The 20683-nt window shown below is 41.9% G+C and carries 21 protein-coding genes; 19 read left to right on the top strand and 2 right to left on the bottom strand.

All coding sequences use genetic code 11. From position 1 onward, the window contains the following. The first annotated feature begins 25 nt into the window (after nucleotides 1-25). From hbs to BT147_RS04480, 14 genes are all read left to right on the top strand, one after another. Nucleotides 26-301, top strand: a complete 276-nt coding sequence (gene hbs, locus BT147_RS04545) for a non-specific DNA-binding protein Hbs (protein ID WP_072331384.1) — start codon at nucleotides 26-28, stop codon at nucleotides 299-301. Nucleotides 302-529: 228 nt separating this feature from the next. Continuing rightward, on the top strand, nucleotides 530-727 hold the full coding sequence (locus BT147_RS04540) for a cold shock domain-containing protein (protein ID WP_072331382.1): 198 nt from the start codon (nucleotides 530-532) through the stop codon (nucleotides 725-727). A gap of 225 nt (nucleotides 728-952) precedes the next feature. Further along, the gene (gene hpf, locus BT147_RS04535; RefSeq protein ID WP_072331380.1) at nucleotides 953-1540 is read left to right on the top strand and encodes a ribosome hibernation-promoting factor, HPF/YfiA family; all 588 of its coding nucleotides are present in this window, start codon (nucleotides 953-955) and stop codon (nucleotides 1538-1540) included. A 179-nt stretch (nucleotides 1541-1719) separates the two neighbouring features. Further along, complete coding sequence (wecB, locus tag BT147_RS04530) at nucleotides 1720-2784, top strand: non-hydrolyzing UDP-N-acetylglucosamine 2-epimerase (protein WP_072331378.1); 1065 nt, start codon at nucleotides 1720-1722, stop codon at nucleotides 2782-2784. A gap of 42 nt (nucleotides 2785-2826) precedes the next feature. Continuing rightward, nucleotides 2827-4053: a glycosyltransferase family 4 protein gene (locus BT147_RS04525; RefSeq protein ID WP_072331376.1), complete on the top strand. Its 1227-nt coding sequence runs from the start codon at nucleotides 2827-2829 to the stop codon at nucleotides 4051-4053. Between the two features lie 214 nt (nucleotides 4054-4267). Continuing rightward, the gene (gene secA / locus BT147_RS04520; protein ID WP_072331373.1) at nucleotides 4268-6808 is read left to right on the top strand and encodes a preprotein translocase subunit SecA; all 2541 of its coding nucleotides are present in this window, start codon (nucleotides 4268-4270) and stop codon (nucleotides 6806-6808) included. A gap of 199 nt (nucleotides 6809-7007) precedes the next feature. Further along, nucleotides 7008-8109 (top strand): peptide chain release factor 2 gene (gene prfB / locus BT147_RS04515; RefSeq protein ID WP_143187915.1). Its coding sequence is split into 2 segments (ribosomal slippage): nucleotides 7008-7079 and nucleotides 7081-8109, totalling 1101 coding nucleotides; the frame shifts between segments, so codons are not numbered across the junction. 266 nt (nucleotides 8110-8375) lie between these two features. Further along, nucleotides 8376-9164 (top strand): enoyl-CoA hydratase/isomerase family protein, encoded by a 789-nt coding sequence (locus BT147_RS04510; RefSeq protein WP_072331553.1) that lies wholly within the window; start codon nucleotides 8376-8378, stop codon nucleotides 9162-9164. Nucleotides 9165-9184: 20 nt separating this feature from the next. Then, a complete protein-coding gene (locus BT147_RS04505) occupies nucleotides 9185-10003 on the top strand; it encodes a hypothetical protein (protein ID WP_072331371.1) in 819 nt (272 codons plus the stop codon). A 265-nt stretch (nucleotides 10004-10268) separates the two neighbouring features. Next, nucleotides 10269-10958: a TerC family protein gene (locus BT147_RS04500; protein WP_072331369.1), complete on the top strand. Its 690-nt coding sequence runs from the start codon at nucleotides 10269-10271 to the stop codon at nucleotides 10956-10958. A 44-nt stretch (nucleotides 10959-11002) separates the two neighbouring features. Then, a complete protein-coding gene (locus tag BT147_RS04495; protein ID WP_072331367.1) occupies nucleotides 11003-11236 on the top strand; it encodes a hypothetical protein in 234 nt (77 codons plus the stop codon). A gap of 16 nt (nucleotides 11237-11252) precedes the next feature. Beyond that, nucleotides 11253-12494 (top strand): glutathionylspermidine synthase family protein, encoded by a 1242-nt coding sequence (locus tag BT147_RS04490; protein ID WP_072331365.1) that lies wholly within the window; start codon nucleotides 11253-11255, stop codon nucleotides 12492-12494. Between the two features lie 15 nt (nucleotides 12495-12509). Then, the gene (locus BT147_RS04485; RefSeq protein ID WP_072331363.1) at nucleotides 12510-12944 is read left to right on the top strand and encodes a DUF350 domain-containing protein; all 435 of its coding nucleotides are present in this window, start codon (nucleotides 12510-12512) and stop codon (nucleotides 12942-12944) included. 13 nt (nucleotides 12945-12957) lie between these two features. Beyond that, entirely contained in the window at nucleotides 12958-13410 is a 453-nt protein-coding gene (locus BT147_RS04480; protein WP_072331361.1) for a hypothetical protein, read from the top strand. On the opposite strand, the gene BT147_RS04475 is transcribed toward BT147_RS04480, so the two are convergent. Together BT147_RS04475 and corA are read right to left on the bottom strand one after the other, a co-directional pair. Further along, nucleotides 13398-14279 (bottom strand): polysaccharide deacetylase family protein, encoded by an 882-nt coding sequence (locus BT147_RS04475; RefSeq protein WP_072331359.1) that lies wholly within the window; start codon nucleotides 14277-14279, stop codon nucleotides 13398-13400. The genes BT147_RS04480 and BT147_RS04475 overlap by 13 nt on opposite strands. Further along, nucleotides 14272-15228, bottom strand: coding sequence for a magnesium/cobalt transporter CorA (corA, locus tag BT147_RS04470; protein WP_072331357.1), 957 nt, complete (start codon nucleotides 15226-15228; stop codon nucleotides 14272-14274). The genes BT147_RS04475 and corA overlap by 8 nt, the downstream gene beginning before the upstream one ends. A gap of 425 nt (nucleotides 15229-15653) precedes the next feature. Between corA and ftsE the strand changes: the two genes are divergently transcribed. The 5 genes from ftsE (at nucleotide 15654) to BT147_RS04445 (ending at nucleotide 20571) form a co-directional block, all read left to right on the top strand. Then, on the top strand, nucleotides 15654-16340 hold the full coding sequence (ftsE, locus tag BT147_RS04465) for a cell division ATP-binding protein FtsE (protein WP_072331355.1): 687 nt from the start codon (nucleotides 15654-15656) through the stop codon (nucleotides 16338-16340). Beyond that, nucleotides 16330-17226 carry a permease-like cell division protein FtsX gene (gene ftsX, locus BT147_RS04460; RefSeq protein ID WP_072331353.1) on the top strand — a complete coding sequence of 299 codons (897 nt, stop codon included), beginning with the start codon at nucleotides 16330-16332 and terminating at the stop codon, nucleotides 17224-17226. Before ftsE ends, ftsX begins: the two co-directional genes overlap by 11 nt. A 19-nt stretch (nucleotides 17227-17245) precedes the next feature. Then, on the top strand, nucleotides 17246-18289 hold the full coding sequence (locus tag BT147_RS04455; protein ID WP_072331352.1) for a murein hydrolase activator EnvC family protein: 1044 nt from the start codon (nucleotides 17246-17248) through the stop codon (nucleotides 18287-18289). Nucleotides 18290-18358: 69 nt separating this feature from the next. After that, on the top strand, nucleotides 18359-19444 hold the full coding sequence (locus BT147_RS04450; RefSeq protein WP_072331351.1) for a peptidoglycan DD-metalloendopeptidase family protein: 1086 nt from the start codon (nucleotides 18359-18361) through the stop codon (nucleotides 19442-19444). Between the two features lie 68 nt (nucleotides 19445-19512). After that, nucleotides 19513-20571 carry a murein hydrolase activator EnvC family protein gene (locus BT147_RS04445; protein ID WP_072331349.1) on the top strand — a complete coding sequence of 353 codons (1059 nt, stop codon included), beginning with the start codon at nucleotides 19513-19515 and terminating at the stop codon, nucleotides 20569-20571. Nucleotides 20572-20683 lie beyond the last annotated feature (112 nt).

Below are 20683 nucleotides of genomic sequence, written 5' to 3'. Positions count from 1 at the left end.
AGAAAAAATGAGGAGAGTGTAAGATATGAATAAATCAGAATTAGTGGAACGAGTAGCAGAGTCTACTGGAAAATCAAAAAAGGAAGCAAGTGCTGTGGTGGATTCTGTACTCCAAGCGATTGCGGAGGCCCTTGTAAGTGGAGATAAAGTGACGTTAGTAGGATTTGGAAACTTTGAGGTAAAAGAGCGTGCCGCTCGTATGGGCCGCAATCCACAGACCGGCGAAGAAATTCAGATTGAAGCGAGCAAGGTTCCTGCTTTTAAACCTGGTAAACAATTAAAAGATGCAGTAAATGTATAGTTTGGCCCATTAGACACTTCTCTCGCGGAGGTGTCTTACTTTTGTGATTTGAACTCATTCTCCCTCATTAGGTTACCTCGAATTGGGCGTAGATCGATAATTTGGATAAATGATGGTAGTGAGTATATACTCATGTTAACTTGACATGATGAAAGTTCTGGTGATATAGTTTAATCGCAAAGATGTAACTCTTCTGCAATATTTTTTAACCAAGAAGGAAGTGTTTCCATGCAAGGCAAAGTAAAATGGTTTAACGCTGATAAAGGCTACGGCTTCATCGAGCGCGAAGGCGGAGACGACGTATTCGTACATTTCACCGCAATTCAAACCGACGGATTCAAAACCCTTGAAGAAGGTCAAACAGTAGAATTCGAAATCGTTGATGGCCCACGTGGTCCACAAGCGGCAAACGTAGTAAGAGCTTAATTGGCTTTTTCGAGGACTTCTTCAAGTCTAATACTAAGCTAGTCCACTCCCTAGGCCTATTTGGCTAGGGAGTTTTCTATATAATCCTTTTGGTCCACTATCATAACATGATTTTTTTCAAGTCTTATTGGAATAATTTAACTTACTTTTTTCGTAAAGATTTAGGAGGAATTTTTTCAGTAAAAGGGTAATAGATAGTATAAAGCGGAAGGAGGATTCAATTTTATGGATTATATCGTCCGTGGCAATAACATTGTGGTGACAGATGCACTAAGAGAGTACGTCGAAAAGCGTTTAGCAAAACTGGAGCGTTACCTCATAAGTAATGATACTTCTGAGGCGCATGTATCGTTAACTGTACAAGGCAACAAAGATCAACACAAGGTGGAAGTAACGATTCCGTTTCCAGGGTTACTTCTTCGAGCCGAAGATCAGGGTGAGGACATGTATGCATCAATTGATCTTGTGGTAGAGAAGCTAGAACGTCAGGTTCGTAAGTACAAGACCCGAATTCATCGCAAAGCCCGTCAGGAAGGTAGTCTCCGTTCGCAATATATGGAAGAAGCTTTAGCCGCCTACTCATCTATCGCGGCAACAGCAGTGGAAGAAGAGTGGGATTCTAGTTCTCCCGCAGATGTTGAGATCGTCCGCACGAAGCGTTTTCAATTTAAACCAATGGGTATGGACGAAGCGGTGTTACAAATGGACATGCTAAGTCACAACTTCTTTGTCTTTGAAAATGCTGAGACAGATGAGGTGAATGTGGTTTATCGCAGAAAAGATGGTAAGTATGGACTCATTACTCCAGAGTAAGTGCTGGATAATGAATTGATGATATAAAGAATAATGGAAAACAGACTAAAGGCTAGTGGGTACACTCACTCGCCTTTAGTCTGTTTTATGTCAGATTAGTCTGGATGGTTTAGAGTGGGGCAGGTTCTGTGTTAAGATAGGCATCATACACTATGCTCTAGGTCGTTGGAGGAATGATGATGAAGGTAGTAACAGTGGTAGGAGCTCGTCCGCAATTTGTAAAAGCAGCTCCTGTATCACGAGCAATCCGTTCGCGTGGACAAGAAGTTCTTGTGCACACTGGACAACATTATGATCAATCGATGTCGGATATTTTCTTTGAAGAACTACAAATTCCTCATCCTGAATACCATTTACATGTTGGTTCCAAATCGCATGGCGCACAAACAGGAGAGATGCTAACAAAAGTCGAAGAAGTGTTGATGAAAGAGAAGCCTGATGCACTTCTCGTATATGGAGATACCAACTCCACTCTTGCGGGAGCTCTTGCCGCAGCAAAGCTACATATCCCAGTAGCACATGTGGAGGCAGGGCTTAGAAGCTTTAACCGTCGCATGCCTGAAGAGGTAAATCGTGTGCTAACGGATCATGTATCTCGTTGGCTATTTTGTCCGACTGAGACGGCTTTGAGGCATTTATCTTCTGAGGGAGTGACTGAAGGAGTTTCTCTTGTGGGGGATGTTATGCTAGATGTGGTGAATTTTAATCGTACCTTAGCAGAGGATCAATCTCATATACTAGATGAATGTCGGATTACGTCTAAATCGTATATTCTGGTCACCTTGCATCGTGCAGAGAATACAGATGATCCAGCTCGTCTAAGAGCGATCGTGTCAGCACTGAATGAGCTACCTATGACTACGATTCTCCCTCTACATCCGCGTACCGTTGGAAAGTTAGAGCAGTTCAGCTTACAGATTACGAACCCTAATGTGCGGGTGATTCCGCCTGTGGGTTACTTAGACATGTTGCAGTTAGAGGTGCATGCGAGTAAGATTTTAACCGATTCAGGTGGTGTGCAGAAGGAAGCTTTTTTTGCACAAGTTCCTTGTATTACGATGCGTGATGAAACGGAATGGACAGAGACAGTAGATCTTGGAACCAATGTATTAGTTGGAGCCGATACTGCACAGATTTTAGAGATGGTGGAGCGGTTTACAGTCGATTTCTCAGAGGTGCCAGCCGCATTTGGAGATGGAACAACCGCTACACAGATCGTGGACATCTTAGAACAAGAGCTGTGATAGAGATGAATGATTCGTTATTACAAGGAAGTGTGTAGAGCAATGAAGATTTGGTTGGCCAATCACTATGCTGTTCCCCCTAATATTGCAGGGATTACGAGGCACTATGAGCTAGCGAAAGAATGGGCGGAAGAGGAGGGAGCAGAGGTAGATCTATGGATGTCCCGCTTCGTCCACCCGCGTCGTAGCTGGGTAACAGAAGAAGAGAAACAAGCGATTCCTCCTGTAAAAGGCTTGCGCTTAAACTGGTTATGGTCGTTTCCGCATAAGGTAAACGATTTTCGTAGAATGATTAACATGGCAAGCTTTGCTGTCGTCTTTTTCTTGCAGGGTTTGTTTAAGAAGCGTCCGGATGTGTTGATTGCTTCCTCGCCTCATCTCTTTTTAGCCTTTTCAGGCTGGATGTTAGCGGCAATCAAGCGCGTTCCGTTTGTGTTTGAAGTCCGTGATCTGTGGCCAGATTCCCTGATCAAGATGGGCGGGCTTACGAATAAACATATTATTCGAATCTTGACTTGGATGGAAAATCATCTGTATCGAAAAGCGGATCAGATTATAGTTCTTACCGATCACCAACGTACTTTTATCACAGATCGGGGAATCGATCCAAGTAAGATTGAATTGATTCCTAACGGAGTCGTACTCGGTTCATGGGAACCTACGCCGCAGACAAGAGATGAGTTTCGCAAGCGGATGGGAATTCGGGAAGATGAGTTTTTAGCGGTATATACAGGGGCACATGGACCAGCAAATGCTCTAGAGTATGTAGTGCGCGCAGGACTTTATCTGGAACCTGGGACATCGATTGTATTGATCGGGGATGGACCTGAAAAAGAGAAGTTGGTTCGCCTTCGTGAGGAGTTGGGATTAACGAATGTCCACCTACTGGATCCGGTTGCGAAGTCGGAGATCTTTGATTACACATATGCGGCTGATTGCGGAATCATTTCCTTGGCTGATAACGAAGTGTTTCGCGGGGCACGCCCGAATAAATTATTTGACTATACTTTTTTAGGAAAACCCATTTTATCAACGGTAGATGGGGAAGTTCGCGAAATTGTAGAGAAGAATGAGGTAGGGATTTTTGCGGGTGCTGAAAATCCGGAAGGGCTGGCGGCCGCTATTGGTCAAGTGCGCCAATATTCGGAGGAGCAAAAAGAACAGATTGCCATAAACGGCCTCAATTACATTGACCGTGAAGGTGATCGTAAGAAGCTTGCGCATGCGTTTTACTTGCGGTTGAAAAAATTGGTATCGAAAGAGAAATAGGAGCTGCCAGTATATAGACCATGGTGGGGATTCGTAGAGAGAAAGGGGAGTTGAGCATTTTTTATCATCTGTTCTCTCTATCGAATCGACCGGATGGTTTTCTTTCGGTTTTCTGTTTTGTTAAAGGATTAAAGTGAAAAACGGTATGTTATTTGATAGAATAAATAATAGTATGTTGAAAACGGTATGAGACTACCTCTTGGAGGGTGTTTACATGATTAAAGCGCTAAAGAAGTTTTTAGATCCGACGGAACGACAATTGAAAAAGTATTTTCAGCTTGCTAAGCAGGTTGATGCGCTGGAAGAACAGATGATTGCGTTAAGTGATGAAGCACTGCAGGCAAAGACAGGAGAATTCCAAAGACGTTATCAGGACGGGGAAACGCTAGATGACCTGTTGATAGAAGCGTTTGCTGTGATGCGCGAAGCAGGGAAACGTGTGCTGGGCATGCGTCATTTTGAGGTGCAATTAATCGGTGGGATGGTAATTCACAACGGCGATATCGCGGAGATGAAGACGGGTGAAGGGAAAACCTTAGTGTCTACTCTACCTGCGTATCTCAATGCGATCTCAGGCAAAGGTGTTCATATCATTACTGTGAACGATTACTTGGCTCAACGTGACAAAGAGTGGATGGGGCAAGTGTTTGAGTTCCTAGGGTTAACGGTTGGACTTAATTTGCCATTTATGTCTCCGGAAGAGAAGCGGGAAGCGTATGCCGCTGATATCACATTTGGTACGAATAATGAATTTGGTTTTGACTATCTGCGTGATAACATGGTTACGGATGTGGATAGTTTATCGCAACGCGAATTAAATTTCGCAATTGTCGATGAGGTTGACAGTATTTTAGTCGACGAAGCCCGTACTCCACTCATTATTAGTGGGCAAGCGGCGAAAGCCACTGATTTGTACTATACTGCGGACCAGATTATCAAACGCCTTCGTGACGAAGAGGATTATTCCATCGATATTAAGACGAAGCAAGTGGCATTAACGGATGATGGGGTTAAGAAGGTAGAGTCTTTCTTAGGTGTTGACAATTTATTTGACATGAAACACATTACCTTAAATCATCACGTGCAACAGGCCTTAAAAGCTCATGTGATCATGAAGCGTGACCAAGATTATGTCGTTACCGAAGAGGGCGAAGTGGTTATCGTTGACGAATTCACAGGACGTTTGATGCAAGGTCGTCGTTACAGTGATGGCTTACATCAAGCGATCGAGGCGAAAGAGGGTCTAGAAGTACAGAGAGAGAGCATGACACTAGCAACGATTACCTTACAAAACTATTTCCGGATGTACGATAAATTGGGTGGCATGACGGGTACGGCAAAGACGGAGGAAGAGGAGTTCCGTAAGATTTATAATATGGACGTTATACAAATTCCTACCAACCGTCCGATGATCCGAGAAGATAAAAATGACGTACTCTATAAGACAGAAGAGGCGAAGTTCCGTGCCGTTGTAGAGGAAATCGTACTAAGCCACCAAACAGGACGACCTGTACTAGTGGGAACGGTATCGATTGAAAACTCCGAGAAACTTTCACGTTTACTGAAAAAACGCGGTATCGCTCATCAAGTACTCAACGCAAAAAATCATGCTCAAGAGGCTGAGATTGTAGCACAAGCAGGGCAGATGGGCGCTGTTACGATTGCAACCAATATGGCGGGCCGTGGTACCGATATCAAACTGGGTGAAGGTGTGGCTGAGTTAGGTGGACTCCATATTATTGGAACAGAACGTCATGAGAGCCGTCGGATTGATAACCAGCTCCGTGGTCGTTCGGGACGACAAGGGGACCCAGGTACCTCCCAATTTTTCCTTTCTTTCTCTGACGATTTAATGCGTCGTTTCGGTTCGGAGCGAATAGAAGGCTTGATGAATCGTCTGGGCATGGATGAAGACCAACCGATTGAAGGTGGTATGTTTAGCCGTGCTGTCGAGAATGCACAGAAAAAGGTGGAAGGAAATAACTTTGATACACGCCGCTGGGTTCTTCAATATGATGATGTGATGAACCAACAGCGGGGGATTATCTACACACAGCGGAAGGAGATTTTAACTTCTACCGATCTACAAGATGTTGTGCTTAACATGATTAAGGCTGATATCGAGCGAGTTGTTAGTATCCATACTGCTGATAGTGATGAAGAAGAATGGGATCTAGATGCAATTGTGGATTATGCGCATAGTAACTTGCTTCCAGATGATACACTAGATGACGACGATCTCGAACATAAAACGTCGCAAGAAATCATCGACATTCTTTCTGAAGAGGTTGAGAGATTCTATAAGCAACGTGTAGAAGAAATCGGTCATGATCGTTTCCAAGAGTTTTCAAAGGTGGTTATCCTGCGCACAGTAGACCGCAAATGGATGGATCATATTGATGCGATGGAACAATTGCGTCAAGGAATTCACCTTCGCGCCTATGGTCAAGATAACCCGCTTCGTAGCTATCAAATGGAAGGCTTCGCTATGTTTGAGGCTCTCACTGCTGAGATCCAAGAAGAAGTGGCGAAGTATATGATGAAAACGGTCATCGAAGAAGATGAAGCCATTGAAGTAGAGCCAAACGAAATTGTCATGAATGCTCAAGCTGTCTCCGGTGACGACACTGAACGCTCTGAGCAAGCTAAAAAGAAACGCCCTGTCCGCAACATGGAAAAAATAGGGCGTAATGACCTTTGTCCATGTGGAAGCGGAAAGAAATACAAACAGTGTTGTATGAAAAAGCCACAGTAACGTTTATAACCAACAAGAGAAGAGGTAGCCGCCGTGCTACCTTTTTTCCATCCTATTGGAATCGTGGGTTTTCTTGCTCGTATACGTTATAATGGACATACATGCTTCAAGAGAGGCCAGCAACTAGAATAGGAATGATTAGGGGAGATACATTACCCCAGAACAAACTAACGCGACATAACCATAAGAGGTGAGAGCTTTGGATCTATCAGAAATCAGACATGAGCTCCAGAATACAGCCAAACGACTGGCGGACATTCGGGGGTCTCTTTGACTTAGACCAGAAAAAAGAACGACTGCAAGAACTAGAAACACAAATGACAGACGCTACTTTTTGGAATGACCAGCAGGCCGCCCAAAAAGTAATCGATGAGATGAAATCGTTGAAAGAACAAGTGGAGCAGATCACATCTCTTGATGAAGCACTTGAAGAGCAAAACATGATGTTAGAATTAATAGTAGAGGAACAAGATGAAGATTTGTTAGAAGAACAAAAGAGGGCAGTTCGGCAACTCGTTAAAGATGTTGATGCTTTTGAACTTCACATGATGTTGAGTGAGCCATATGACCGGAATTCAGCTATTTTGGAACTACATCCGGGAGCGGGTGGTACAGAGTCCCAGGACTGGGCTGAGATGTTGTTACGCATGTACACCAGATGGTCCGAACGAAATGGATATAAAGTGGAAACCCTTGATTATTTGCCTGGAGATGAGGCAGGAGTGAAAAGTGTTACCTTACTCATTAAAGGGATAAACGCATATGGTTATCTAAAAGCAGAAAAAGGAGTCCATCGCTTAGTACGGATTAGTCCGTTTGACTCTTCGGGACGTCGTCATACATCTTTTGCTTCGTGTAACGTTATGCCTGAGATAGATAATGATATTGAAATCGAGATTCGTACAGAAGATCTTAAGATTGACACCTATCGTTCTAGCGGAGCAGGCGGTCAGCATGTAAATACAACGGACTCGGCAGTTCGGATCACGCATGTTCCGACCAACGTGGTGGTAACTTGTCAATCGGAGCGCTCGCAAATTAAGAACCGTGAACGAGCGATGAAGATCCTGAAAGCCCGCTTATATGAAAGACAGCTAGCAGAACAACAAAAAGAGATGAATGCGATACAAGGGGAACAAGCAGAGATTGGATGGGGGAGTCAAATCCGTTCGTATGTATTTCACCCGTATAGTATGGTAAAAGATCACCGTACCTCGGTGGAGATGGGAAATGTCCAAGCTGTCATGGACGGAGAAATCACCTCTTTTATTGAAGGGTATCTTCGTAGCAAAATGAAATAATGTTAACTTAGCCAAAGCGACCGATTTACAATTCGGTCGCTTTGATTTCATTTCTCCCAGTGAAATGTTACAATATAATAGGTTCGAAGTAGCAACCTAAGAAGGATGAAAACATTTTCCAATTTTTATATTTTTATGAATGAATTGTTCGTTTTGTATAATGAAGGAGGAGAATATTGCTCTTTCTTGAACTAATGGGAAGAACCCTTGTTTGAAAGCGATAAATCAAGCATGATAGGTAAAGGCGCAGAAGGGTGGATTATATGATGGAAGCATATAAACATTTATTGGTAGAGCAATCAGACGGAACGGTAATGGTCACCTTAAATCGTCCTAAAGTATTAAATGCACTTAATGTAGAGTTGTTAGAAGAATTGGATCAAGTTATTACTTGGATTCAGCAAGAAGAGTCTGTTCGTGCGGTTATTATAACGGGTGCGGGTGAGAAGGCATTTGTAGCTGGTGCAGATATTACGGAGTTGCGTCAGATCGAAACATCGATTGAAGCAGAGCAGAAAGCTCTACGAGGGCAAGCCATTTTCCAAAAAATAGAGGACCTTACCAAGCCTGTTATTATGGCAATTAATGGATTTGCTCTAGGTGGAGGTTGCGAACTTGCCATGTGTGGAGATATGATACTAGCATCAGATCAAGCTTCATTTGGACAACCAGAGATTAATTTAGGTGTAATCCCGGGTTATGGAGGTACGCAACGTCTTGCTCGCGCGATTGGGCGGAATCATGCGAAGTATCTTTGTATGACGGGGGATCGTATTTCTGCTCAGGAAGCTTATCAACTCGGGCTTGTACAGAAAGTGGTACCTACTGATCAACTAATGGATGAAGCGAAACGTCTAGCTGACCAGTTGTCGAAACAGGCTCCGCTAGCACTTCATTTTATAAAGAAAGCCATTCATAATGGTGTGGAAGTAGACCTTAAGAGTGGTTTGCGTATGGAGGCCTCTTATTTCGGACTCACTTTCCACTCACAGGACCGGATGGAAGGAATGGATGCGTTTATTGAAAAACGTCGTCCTCATTTTAAAGGAAATTAATGATCAATGGAGGTTTCGTTATGTCTTTTCTTAACGGACCAATGCTTTGGGTTGGTCTTGGAGTAATCATCGTTGTTATGATTGCTGGAGTTAGTATTATCATCGGAAAAAAGCGGGCTAAGGAATTGGAAGAGCTGAATCAATTCTTTCCAGAAGATGAGCAATACGAAACTTCAAGTATATCGGTAGAAAAAGTGCGTCGGAGTACTCGTAGACGTGAACGAAAACGCCAACAAGCACAATACTTATCAGAGACAGAACAAGTGGACGAGGATCAGGAAGAAATTACTAATAAAGATCATGTAGCATCCTCGTTAATTGAACATAAACTAGTAAGGAAAAAAGAAGTAGAAAAAGCAGAATTTGGCCAACCATCTTCTTGGAGAAGTCGAAGAGAGCAGCATGCACAGAACACTCTTCTAGAAGATGATAGGAAAGAAAGTGGACAGAATGGTCATCATGAAGAAGAGTTCTTAACGCACACTCAACCATTTGCACGTCGTCGTTTTGCTAGGAAGGAACCTACTTCCCCCCATTCTGTTGTGCAACCTGAGCTAGGGCTAGAGCAGGATCAAGATTCGTCTTCGACTCATTCTAAAGCGATTACGCGACGATTGTATAAGCAAAACCTTTTAGGGGTAGATTCTACTGAAGAAGAGACGGATTCCTCTAAACAGGTCCCGGTGGTGGAAGCAATGGAGACAATGAAGGTGACTCCGATAGCTGCAGATCATTCTCAGAGCAAGGAATTACAAGAGCCAAGTGCTACTCGGGAAAAAGCGAACCCCGAAGGGTTTCAAGATAGAAAAAGGGTTAATAAGAAAAAACGGTTGTACTAATAGAATTTCGTGTTATGTTTTATAAGAAATACTCATTGACAGTATTTTGATTACTCGATTATGATGGAAGTAACAAATGCCATATATGTATGTTTAAAGGGGAGTAGCTGTTACAACAAAGTCGTCATTACGGGAGGATTCCCCGGCTTTGTTGGCAACGTAATCGTTGTTAGCAAGACCTTTATCCTATTTGGATTTTTCCTTTTAGGGTAAAGGTCTTTTCTTGTGGTTACGTAATTTTAAACAAAAAAAGGAGAAGGTTTATATGGATTTATTTACAACAGAGTTTTTAACAGCACTTATATCGATTGTGATCATCGACCTCGTACTAGCAGGGGATAATGCAATTGTCATTGGTTTAGCAGCAAGAAACCTTCCAAAAGAGCAACAAAACAAGGTTATATTTTGGGGGACTGTAGGTGCTGTTGTCATGCGGGTTGTAGCAACCTCAGCGGTAGTGTGGTTACTAAAAATTCCGGGTTTATTATTAGTTGGTGGCATTTTATTATTATGGATTTCTTGCAAGTTATTAGCTGATGACAAGGGTCATGAGATTGAAGCGAAGAAAACGGTATTCCAAGCGATTCAAACGATTATAATTGCAGATACCGTAATGGGCTTGGATAATGTATTAGCAGTAGCAGGTGCTGCACATGGAAATTATCTACTCGTGATCTTAGGCTTAGTAATTAGTGTGCCGATTATTGTTTGGGGAAGTACTCTATTCCTCCGGTTGATGGATCGTTTTCCATGGATTTTATATGTGGGCTCTGGAGTATTAGCTTGGACGGCGGGTGGCATGCTCATCAAAGAGAAATTTATGAAACCTTATTTCCCGTCAGGCTCGCTGCTTAGCTACGGTGTTCAAGTATTAGCTGTACTTGGTGTTTTGGCTTGGGGATATTTTCAAAAACAGAAGAGTAAAAAAGCAACGGATGAGGTACAAACCTCATAGTAGATGATTAGATAACAGTGGATCTTGATTATAGGGGGGGTAAGATGAAAAGCAGAACAGCCAAATTAGTAGGACTGTTTGTTGCTTCTGTGACAATGGCTCCACTTTCGGGATGTAGTAGTGGGAGCGACTTGGAATTCTGTGATGACTTGAACTCAGATAAATTTTGTGATGATGATGGAAGTACCTATAATCCCAACTCTTATCTTATTAAGGATGGAAAAAAAGCCGGGTATGTAAAATATGATAGCTCTGTTTCATCTAGTTCGGGTGGTTAGGGTGGAACAATAGATTATGAATAAATATAATCAAATGCGAGAACAAATGTACCAGCCTATTCGTGAGGAAGGGATATTTACATGGGATCTCACGCAGGGACAAGAGTATGCCTTAGGACAGTGTAAGACTATAACAGAGTCATTTGTCGATGAGATTCGCGTGGCAACTCAGTGCATCGGAGATCTTTACGGACGGCTGACCTGTGCTCTTCAACAAGGTTCTGATCCATTACTCAGTGAACTAGGGATTCCTCATGCTGCCTTTCTGTTTTGCCGTACGACCCTACCGCTTTCGTTTATCACTACGATTGGTAGGTTTGATTTTGCATGTACTCCTCAAGGTATTAAGATGATGGAATTTAATAGTGATACGCCGACGAGTGTGGTAGAGGCTTATTATGTGAATGAACAAGCTTGCCGTTTTTTTGGAATGGAGAACCCGAATCACGGTATGGAAGCACATATCACAAAAGCCTTTCAGCAAACGGTAACAGCCTATCAAGAATCCGGATACGGTATCCATACAAAGGTGTTTACCTCAATTGGCGGTCATGCAGAGGATGAGGGAACGGCGAAATTCCTTCTGAATCACAGTGGGATTGGCGGTCGTTTTATCCCACTTTCTCAATTAGGGATTTTACTTGAGGATCATCAGCTATGTTACATGGATGAAGGAAATTGGGTTTCTGTCGATGTTTTGTATCGGTTACATGCAGGTGAGTTTTTTGCCAAGGATCAGACGGAACAGGGCTACCCCATTGGTGAACATATTCTTCAATTAGTAGCGGGAAAGCGATTGGCAATGATTAACCCACCATCTGCCTTCGTAGCTCAGACAAAGGCGATCCAGGCACTTATATGGTCATTGCATGAGCAAAATCAATTTTTTACCCCTGAAGAGCATGAAGTGATTGAAACTTATTTTTTACCGACCTATTTAGATGATGAATTTAGTGGTGAAAAGCCATATGTAAAAAAACCAATCTTCGGACGGGAAGGTGGAGCAGTCACCTTATATTCGGCTGAAGGTGAGATTCTTGCGAAAGATGGAGAAGACGAATACAGGGACCAAATGATGATTTATCAGGAGTTGGCCGAACTACCTACTATGGAAGTGGAGACACTGAAAGGCCCTTATCGTGGGAAGTTGTTATGGGGCTGCTTTTATGTGGGAGGGCAAGCTTCTGCCTTGGTGACTCGCTTGGATCGGGAGATTACAGGTAATTTAGCTTACTATCTCCCATTTGGTTATAAATAAGGGGGCTAATGGTCAATGACGCAGTGGGAGGCATTTATTAATTTTTTAACTTATTTAGGGATTTCCATCCCTATTTTAATATTAGGGATAGTCGTTTTTGCTGTAACCACACCGTACCCAGAATTTCAATTGCTTAAGGAAGCTTCTCAGACGGATGACGCAAGTAAAGTCGCAGCAGGTAAAGCGGCAGCTTATGATTTGAGCGGCAAGATTTTAGGGCTGACTATTGTCTTAGCTTCGGCTATCTTAAGCGCTCAAAATATAGTTGATTTCATTATTTGGGGTGTGATTGGGGTTGTCTTTCAAGTATTGGTATTCTATCTTTTCCATCTCATCACTCCATTTAGCGTGATTAAGGAGATTCCGAAGGGGAATGTTCCTGTAGCGATCTTTTCTTCGCGAATCAGTCTCATTAGTAGCTTAATTTTAGCAGCTTCCATCTATTATTAAGGAGAGCTTTCTCGTGCATTATTTGCAGTATATTTTAGATGATTCTAATAAAAAGTATCCTGTTATTGCTCACTATCCGAGGATCGCCAAAGAGGAGATCCTCCTCCGTTTTGCTTGTGATTACTGGGTAAAAGACCATAAGGTATACGAGCAGACATTGACGGAGATCGACGGGATGATTTATTCGATTTATGTACAACACAATCCGGAGGAACAGGTTGTGGAGAAGGGGATTGTATTTGAGCCCAATTGGAAAGGGGTGAAATTGGAATTTCGCCATTTTCACCCAGATTGGACTCAATATCCGATTTTACAAGAACAGAAGCATTTTTCAGCACAGGACGTGTTGCTATCTTTACTAGCGGAATTGCATGTGATTCAAGGGCGTTGTTGGCAAAAGCAGTCGACAGAAGTGGATGAAAATCGAAAAAAATATGTAATCTATGTTTCCCCTTATGAAGGTTGAGTAGGAATATACGGGTCCATTTTTACAAAGCGGTATCCTTGCTTTTTTAGAAGGGGTATCGCTTCTTTTATGCCTTCTGCTGTATTGCCTCTGGGTTGGTTCATATGTAGGAGAATGATGGATCCGGGTTTCGCTTGTAACATTGCATTTTTAACTTGTACTTGATTAAAAGTAGCTCCAGCATCTCCTGTAATGTGGAATCCAGCGATCTGCTCATCTAACTGTTTGGCTACCTGAACTGCGATATCATCGTAATAAGCAGTGCCTGCACGGAAAAAGCGGGGCGCTCTGCCAGTCATCTTTTCAATGAGGCGATGATTGACGATGATTTCTTGGATGATACCATCAAGATTTTGGGTTCCTTGAATTCCATAAACAGAACGTCCGTTTATAGAAAGTGGACGGTGTTCAGAGCCGTGATTTTCGATTTCAAATAATGGATTGTTAGCGAGTTGCTTTGTCAACTCTGGGTGGGATTCAATCCAACGAGCATTTAAGAAGAGTGTCGCTGGGATCTGATTTTCTTGTAAATATTGAATCAGTTCCGCATCATACCCGTCTCCGTGTTTGCCTCCACACGCATCAAAAGTGAGGGCAATTACTTTTTCGCTTGTGGGAAGCTTGGAGATGATTCCAGGCATTTTCTCTCCCCAATGAGCAGGGGTGGCGTTTTGAAACTGGGATCGGATTGCTTGGATTTGCTTTTCATCGGGAGTAGTCTTGTCTTTTTGACTCGTTTCAGCCGTTGTCTTCGTAGTTTCTGATGGCTCAGTGGGACTTGTCTGATTTGATTGACAAGCAGTCATGATCATAGATGAGAAAACAGTGACAGTCATGACAAGAGTTGCTATTTTCGTAGATTTATTCATCAAACCATCCTTTTTTCTTAAAGAGTAAATACATAGTAAAACCCAGAATGGCCATTACACCCAGAACCAGAAAATAACCATATTGCCATTTTAGCTCAGGCATGTTTTGGAAGTTCATACCGTAGATTCCGGCAATAAAGGTTAGGGGCATAAAGATCGTTGTAATGACAGTAAGGGTCATCATCACAGTGTTCATACGGTTTGAGTTAACCGAAAGGTAGTTATCCCGAATATCCGATGTGATTTCTCTACTGGCCTCAATCATGGCGGCGAGCTTTACTAGATGATCGTGGACATCTTGGTAATGTCTCCGTTCTTCGTTACTATGGTTTTGTTTTTCTGAGTGAATCATACGATCTATCAATTCCCGCATAGGGATGGCAAAGTGACGGATATGAGATAGTTTTCTTCGTATCACAAATAACTCATCCATTAATGTTTGAATTTGATAGGAACGAGAGGACTTACTTTCTAAACGATTTAATTGTTCTTCTATATTTTCAAGATGGGGGAAACTAGCGTCTACCATTTTATCGATAATCCTATATAAAATCCATTTTGTATCTTGCAGTGGTGTTTCTTGGTTAGAAGAAAGATAGTCCCATACTTCATCAATCTCGACATAATCTAAGGCATGGTATGTAACCAGCATAGTCGGGCTTAAGAAGGCACTGATTTCATGGGATTTTAATGTTTTGTGATAGAGACCATTCATTACATAGAATTGATAGTTATCGTAATAGTCTACCTTGGGGCGCTGATTTACATGTAGGCAATCCTCTACGGCTAAAGGATGGAAGCCGAATGAATGTATGGAATCCCTTTCTTCTATAGTAGGTTTTGAAAAGTCGATCCAATACCATCTTAAATCCCTTCTCGCCAAAATATCATGGATCGGCTCATCTAAAATGAGTCTATCTTCCTTAGTGAGAACCATCGTTCGGATCAATATTTCTCACCCTTTCTTGTTTAGAAGTGGTAATAATATCTACATTTTTGTCATTGATTCATAAGAAAATGTATGTAAAGATAGATGATAACTTAATGAAGAGAGATAGAAAAAGAGAGAGTGATAGTTGATAGGCTAACCAAGTTATGGATTAAAGGTTATTCCAGATATTAGTAGAATTATTAAATACTAGTTTCAGAGAGGTTCTTTGGAGTGTATTTTCTCCATTTGGACCGTATTTATGTAACCTTAAGTGTCTGATCTATCATGATTTTGAAAAATGTTATCTGAGAAAACAAGTAGATGAATGCTATAATAGGAGTGTTATTGATCAAAAATCCTATTATATTTAGTAGGGATACATACGTGATCATTGTAGAGAAATGGAATTTCAAATAAAGTGATTAATGTAAGAAGGTGACTCTGTGATTGAAATGCATGATGTGTGGAAGGTATATCCAAACGGAATCGAAGCTCTTCGTGGTGTGAACATCACGATTGATACGGGTGAGTTTGTTTATGTGGTAGGTCCGAGTGGAGCTGGTAAAAGTTCTTTTATCAAGTTGATGTATCGAGAAGAGAAGCCTACTTCTGGAGTTGTTTTAATTAACGGAGTAAATGTAAAACGTGTTCGTGACTGGAAGATTCCTCATTTGCGCAGAAAAATCGGAGTTGTATTCCAAGACTATAAGTTATTACCACATATGTCTGCTTATGATAATGTGGCCTTTGCTCTGGAAGCGGTCGAAGTCCCAACGAAACAGATCCAACCTAGGGTAGAGGAAGCGCTGGAGCTTGTGGGTCTATCTGATCGCATGAAGGCTCTCCCTTCTCAACTATCAGGTGGAGAACAACAACGGGTATCGATTGCTAGAGCAATCGTTAATAATCCAGGATTTATCATTGCGGACGAGCCTACTGGTAACTTAGATCCGGAAAACTCTTGGGATATCATGTACTTACTGGAAGAAATTAATATGCGTGGTACGACAGTTGTCATGGCTACTCACAACAAAGAGATAGTTAATACCATGCGTCAACGTGTCATTGCCATTGAACAGGGAATAGTGGTTCGTGATGAAGTAGGAGGCGAATACGGTTATGAAGATTGATACCCTACGTCGCCATTTCCGTGAAGCGTACCGAGGGATTGTAAAGAATTCTTGGATGAGCTTTGCAGCAATTGGTGCTGTCGCTGTAACGTTGATGATTTTTGGTGTGTTTGTGATCTTTGCGATTAACTTAGGAAGTATTACCGATGAAGTTGGAGATAACGTGTCGATGAATGTGGTCCTGAAGGACGAAGTGACGAAAGAGCAGGCTGCTGCGTTAACTACCAAAATCAAAGGCTTACCTAATGTAAATGATGCTCGCTTTATCTCAAAGGATGAAGGGGTAGATGAAGTTAAGAAGAACTTAAAAGATGCTGACTTTACACGTGTTCTCCAAAAAGGGGAAAACAATTTCTTGCCCAACTTGATTAAAGTGACACCGAAAAATGTCTCCGTGTCAAAGCAAGTAGAGCAATCGGTTAAAGACCTTGAGGGGATTGAAAACGTAAAGAATAGCAACACAGCAAAGGAGCTTCTTGATTCCGTTTTGCTGTTTAAAAATATCATTTTGGTATTCGGGGTTGGACTAGCTGTATTGGCGGCCTTTTTGATCTCCAATACGATTAAACTGACCATCATTGCACGGAGGCGCGAAATTGAAGTGCAACGTCTGGTAGGAGCTAGTAACTGGTTTATTCGTTGGCCGTTTTTTATTGAAGGAGGCTTTATCGGGTTTGTTGGTTCGGTTCTTCCAATCGGGGTTTTGCTCCTCGTCTATCAAGGTTTTGTAAAGATGATAAGTGGTGGCTCTCAAAATACAAACTTGCTACAAATGGTAGGGTTTGGTGACATGGCTATGTACCTAACCGTTTCGATACTCGGAATTGGAATTTTTATTGGAGTATTTGGTTCGATCCTATCTATCCGTCGCTTCTTGAAAATCTAAGGGAGGGGAATAGATCATTTTGGGCAATAAACGTTTAGTAGCAATAGCTATTGTTTGTGTTTCTGTCATGGGTACATTCGATAGTCCTGTACTTGCGGAAAAGTTAAAACAAGGGTCCAAAAATCAGCAGACCAAACTAGAAAATGAGAAGAAGACACTAGAAGATGAGGCACGAAAGCAAGATCTGGAAGTACAGCAATTGGAACAAAAACTCGATGAACATTATAAAGAGATGAACGAGCAAGCGTCTCTATTAGCTGGAACGGAGTACAAACTAGAGCTTCAAGAGAAAAAAGTGAAAAATCTCCTCCGCTCTATGTATATGGAAAACTATCTTTATCCACTTACACAACTCCTTGATGCGAATAACCTAAATGATTTCTTAGAGCGGTATGATTTTACGATGTTCTTCTTAAATGAGCAACAACGGGCTGTAACCGAACTCAAAGAAATAAAACAGATGGCTCAAGATAAGAAAAAAAAGCTAGCTGACTTAGGTGAGAAACAGGATCAGGTATTAAAAGAGACCAAGCAAAAACAAGACGAGCTAGAGAAGAAGATCGCACAACTGGGTAAAGATATCCGTACGCTGAAAGCGACAGAGGATCAGACGGACCTGAGTGAGCGGGATCGTACGATGATCGCTCCTCATGATAAGGTTGCTAAAGGATCAGGGCGATATATATGGCCTGTCGGTGGTGGTGGCATGATTACTGATACGTTTGGTACTCGTGGTGGCAGCCATAAGGGATTAGATATTGCTGCACCTCCCAAAACCCCGATTCTGGCTGCAGATAGTGGAGTGGTCTCGATGGTTTCAAGCGGTGGAGGGTACGGTAATTGTATTATCATCAGTCATGGTGGAGGGATACAAACTCGTTACGCCCATATTTCCTCCGGGACGATTCTCGTGAAGCCGGGGCAAAGTGTTTCTAGAGGTCAACAGATTGCAGGTGTGGGAAATACAGGGAATGTACGAGGAGCACGTGGTGGATATCACTTACATTTTGAAGTAATGATAAATGGCGTTGCAACAAACCCATCGAGGTATGTATCAAGATAAAATTTAGAGGGTTAAGAAGTTTTTGTATTGTACGATTCTCCTTTTAAGATATTAGGAGGGACATCTCTTTTGAAGAAACGATCATGGATCACTTTGTCTTCCGCTTCTGTTTTCATCGCGTTGATTCTACTATCCGTTCAGGTATCTGCCGAGAGTTCTAGTAAGATACAAGAAAAATTTAAAGATGCTCAAGATGAAAAAAATAAGCTGCAATCTCAAATTGATGCGAAGGATACTCAGTTAAAAGAATTTGAACAGAAGATGGAGCAAATCGAGGGAAAAATTGATGAGATTCAAATGGAAATTACCCCCATTGAGGACAAACTGGATCGGGAAACAACTGCGTTAAACAATATGGAATCTCAGTACGCTGATTTAGTATCTAACATGTATGAAGAAGGAGTTTTTTCACCACTTGCTATGCTTCTACAATCAAAAGGTTTTGATGATTTTATCGTGAATCTTGATACGGTTCAACTGATTGCGGACCGCAAGCATGACTTGGTTAACAAGATAAAAGAGGCTCGAAATCAAGTTAAGAAACAAAGAGATGATCTCGTTGCTAGGCAAAACCTTCAACAACAGGAAGTCGATAAAGCGAAACAGCTATATTTAGACCTAGTAGAAGCGAAAAAGAAAGATAATAGTGCTTTAACAGAAGCAAATAAGATCATTGAACAGTATGCAGAAGAAATGATTGATGTAAACAAAGCACTTATTGCGAGTGGTAAACTAAACTTCTCTTATACAGGGCCACTAAAGAGCCCAATTAATGCGAGAATGAATTCTCCATTTGGATTACGGAAGCATCCGATCTACGGTAGATATATCATGCACCAAGGTGTCGATTATCCGAGTCCGACGGGCACGCCGATCTATGCTGCTGCAGATGGAGTTGTTGTTTCGAGCAAAGCATCGGGTGGATATGGTTGGTTGTTGACGATCTATCACGGTCATAAGAGTGGGGTTCCGATTTACACCCGGTACGCCCATAGTTACCCAAATCAAATTAAAGTTAGAGTGGGAGAACAGGTAACCAAGGGTCAGCAGGTTACCTCAGTAGGTGCAAACGGTCAAGTAACGGGTGCCCATCTTCATTTCGAAGTATATGCAGGTGCGAATCATGCAGTAAATCCAACGAGTTATCTTCAATAATGATAACCATTCCCCTTTTCTTCAGAGAGATAGAATAGAAAAGCAGCGTGAAAGGGAGAGGAGCTAGAATGAAGAAACAGATCATAATCAGTATGTTTTCACTAAGCCTTGTCTTTTCGACATTTGCTGTTCAGGGTGTATATGCAACAAAGCCTGATCCTTCTGTAAAGTTAGACAAGATTCAAAAGGAAAAAGAGAAAGCAACAAATGAATTGAAGGACGCTTCCAAAGATATGGAAGAGAAAAAAAAGAGCTTGGAAGCTTTAGAGAAAGACATTGTGAAACTGGATACCGACCTAAATGATTTAAATAAGAGCATCCAATTAGAAGAGCAGAAAATGAATAGGTCTAAAGAATCACTAGAAGGACAGGTTCGTCAGATGTACGAATCAGGCGAATATAGCTTCTTTAAACAATTACTCTCCTCTGTAGACTTTGGTAACTTCTTTGAGAAGCTAGATCAGACTCGTTTTGTACTAGATGCACAAAACGATCAGATTAAACGCTACCTTACTTCGAAGAAAAAACTGGAAGGCCAGCAGGCAGAGATGAAAACCAAGCTTGAGGCACAAAAGCCACTAGTCGAAGAGGCAAAGAAGAAATATGAAGAGTTGGTCAAGGAACAAGAGAAGTTAAAGAAAGACGTAGAGAAGTTAAAAGAGGATGAAGAGGTTGCGAAGGAAGAAATCGCTGAGAAAAATAAACAGGTTCAACAAGCAACTCAATTTTATGATGGTCCAGCTGGTTCAGGTCAACTTGGTTGGCCGATGAAAACCCGTAGTGTTAGTTCGGGTTTTGGTCCGCGTGGTGGTCGTATGCATGAAGGGATTGACTTTCGCACCCCAATAGGAACACCCATCTATGCAGCTGATTCGGGAAGAGTGGTATTAGTCAAATCAAATCCAGGTGGGTATGGGAACTATGTAGTCATTGCCCATGGAAATAATATATCAACTTTATATGCACATATGAAGCGCTCTGGCATTACGGTAAGTGTGGGTCAAAGTGTACAAAAAGGTCAATTGATTGCTTACTCAGGTAATGAGGGACGCTCATCAGGTCCACATTTACACTTTGAAGTTCATAAAGGCTCTACTCCCGTCAATCCATTAAGTTACCTAAGATAAGCGATGGGTCGTAAGGGATATAAAATTTGAACCATCTTGTTATCGGATGAAAATAGTAGATTCACTAGCAAGATGGTTCAAACTTTTTACTTTTAGTAGATTCATTTCATAT

Origin of the sequence: Thermoactinomyces sp. DSM 45891, assembly GCF_900119485.1 — a bacterium.
Lineage (GTDB): Bacteria > Bacillota > Bacilli > Thermoactinomycetales > Thermoactinomycetaceae > Baia.
This window is presented reverse-complemented; position numbering and strand designations above follow the sequence as displayed.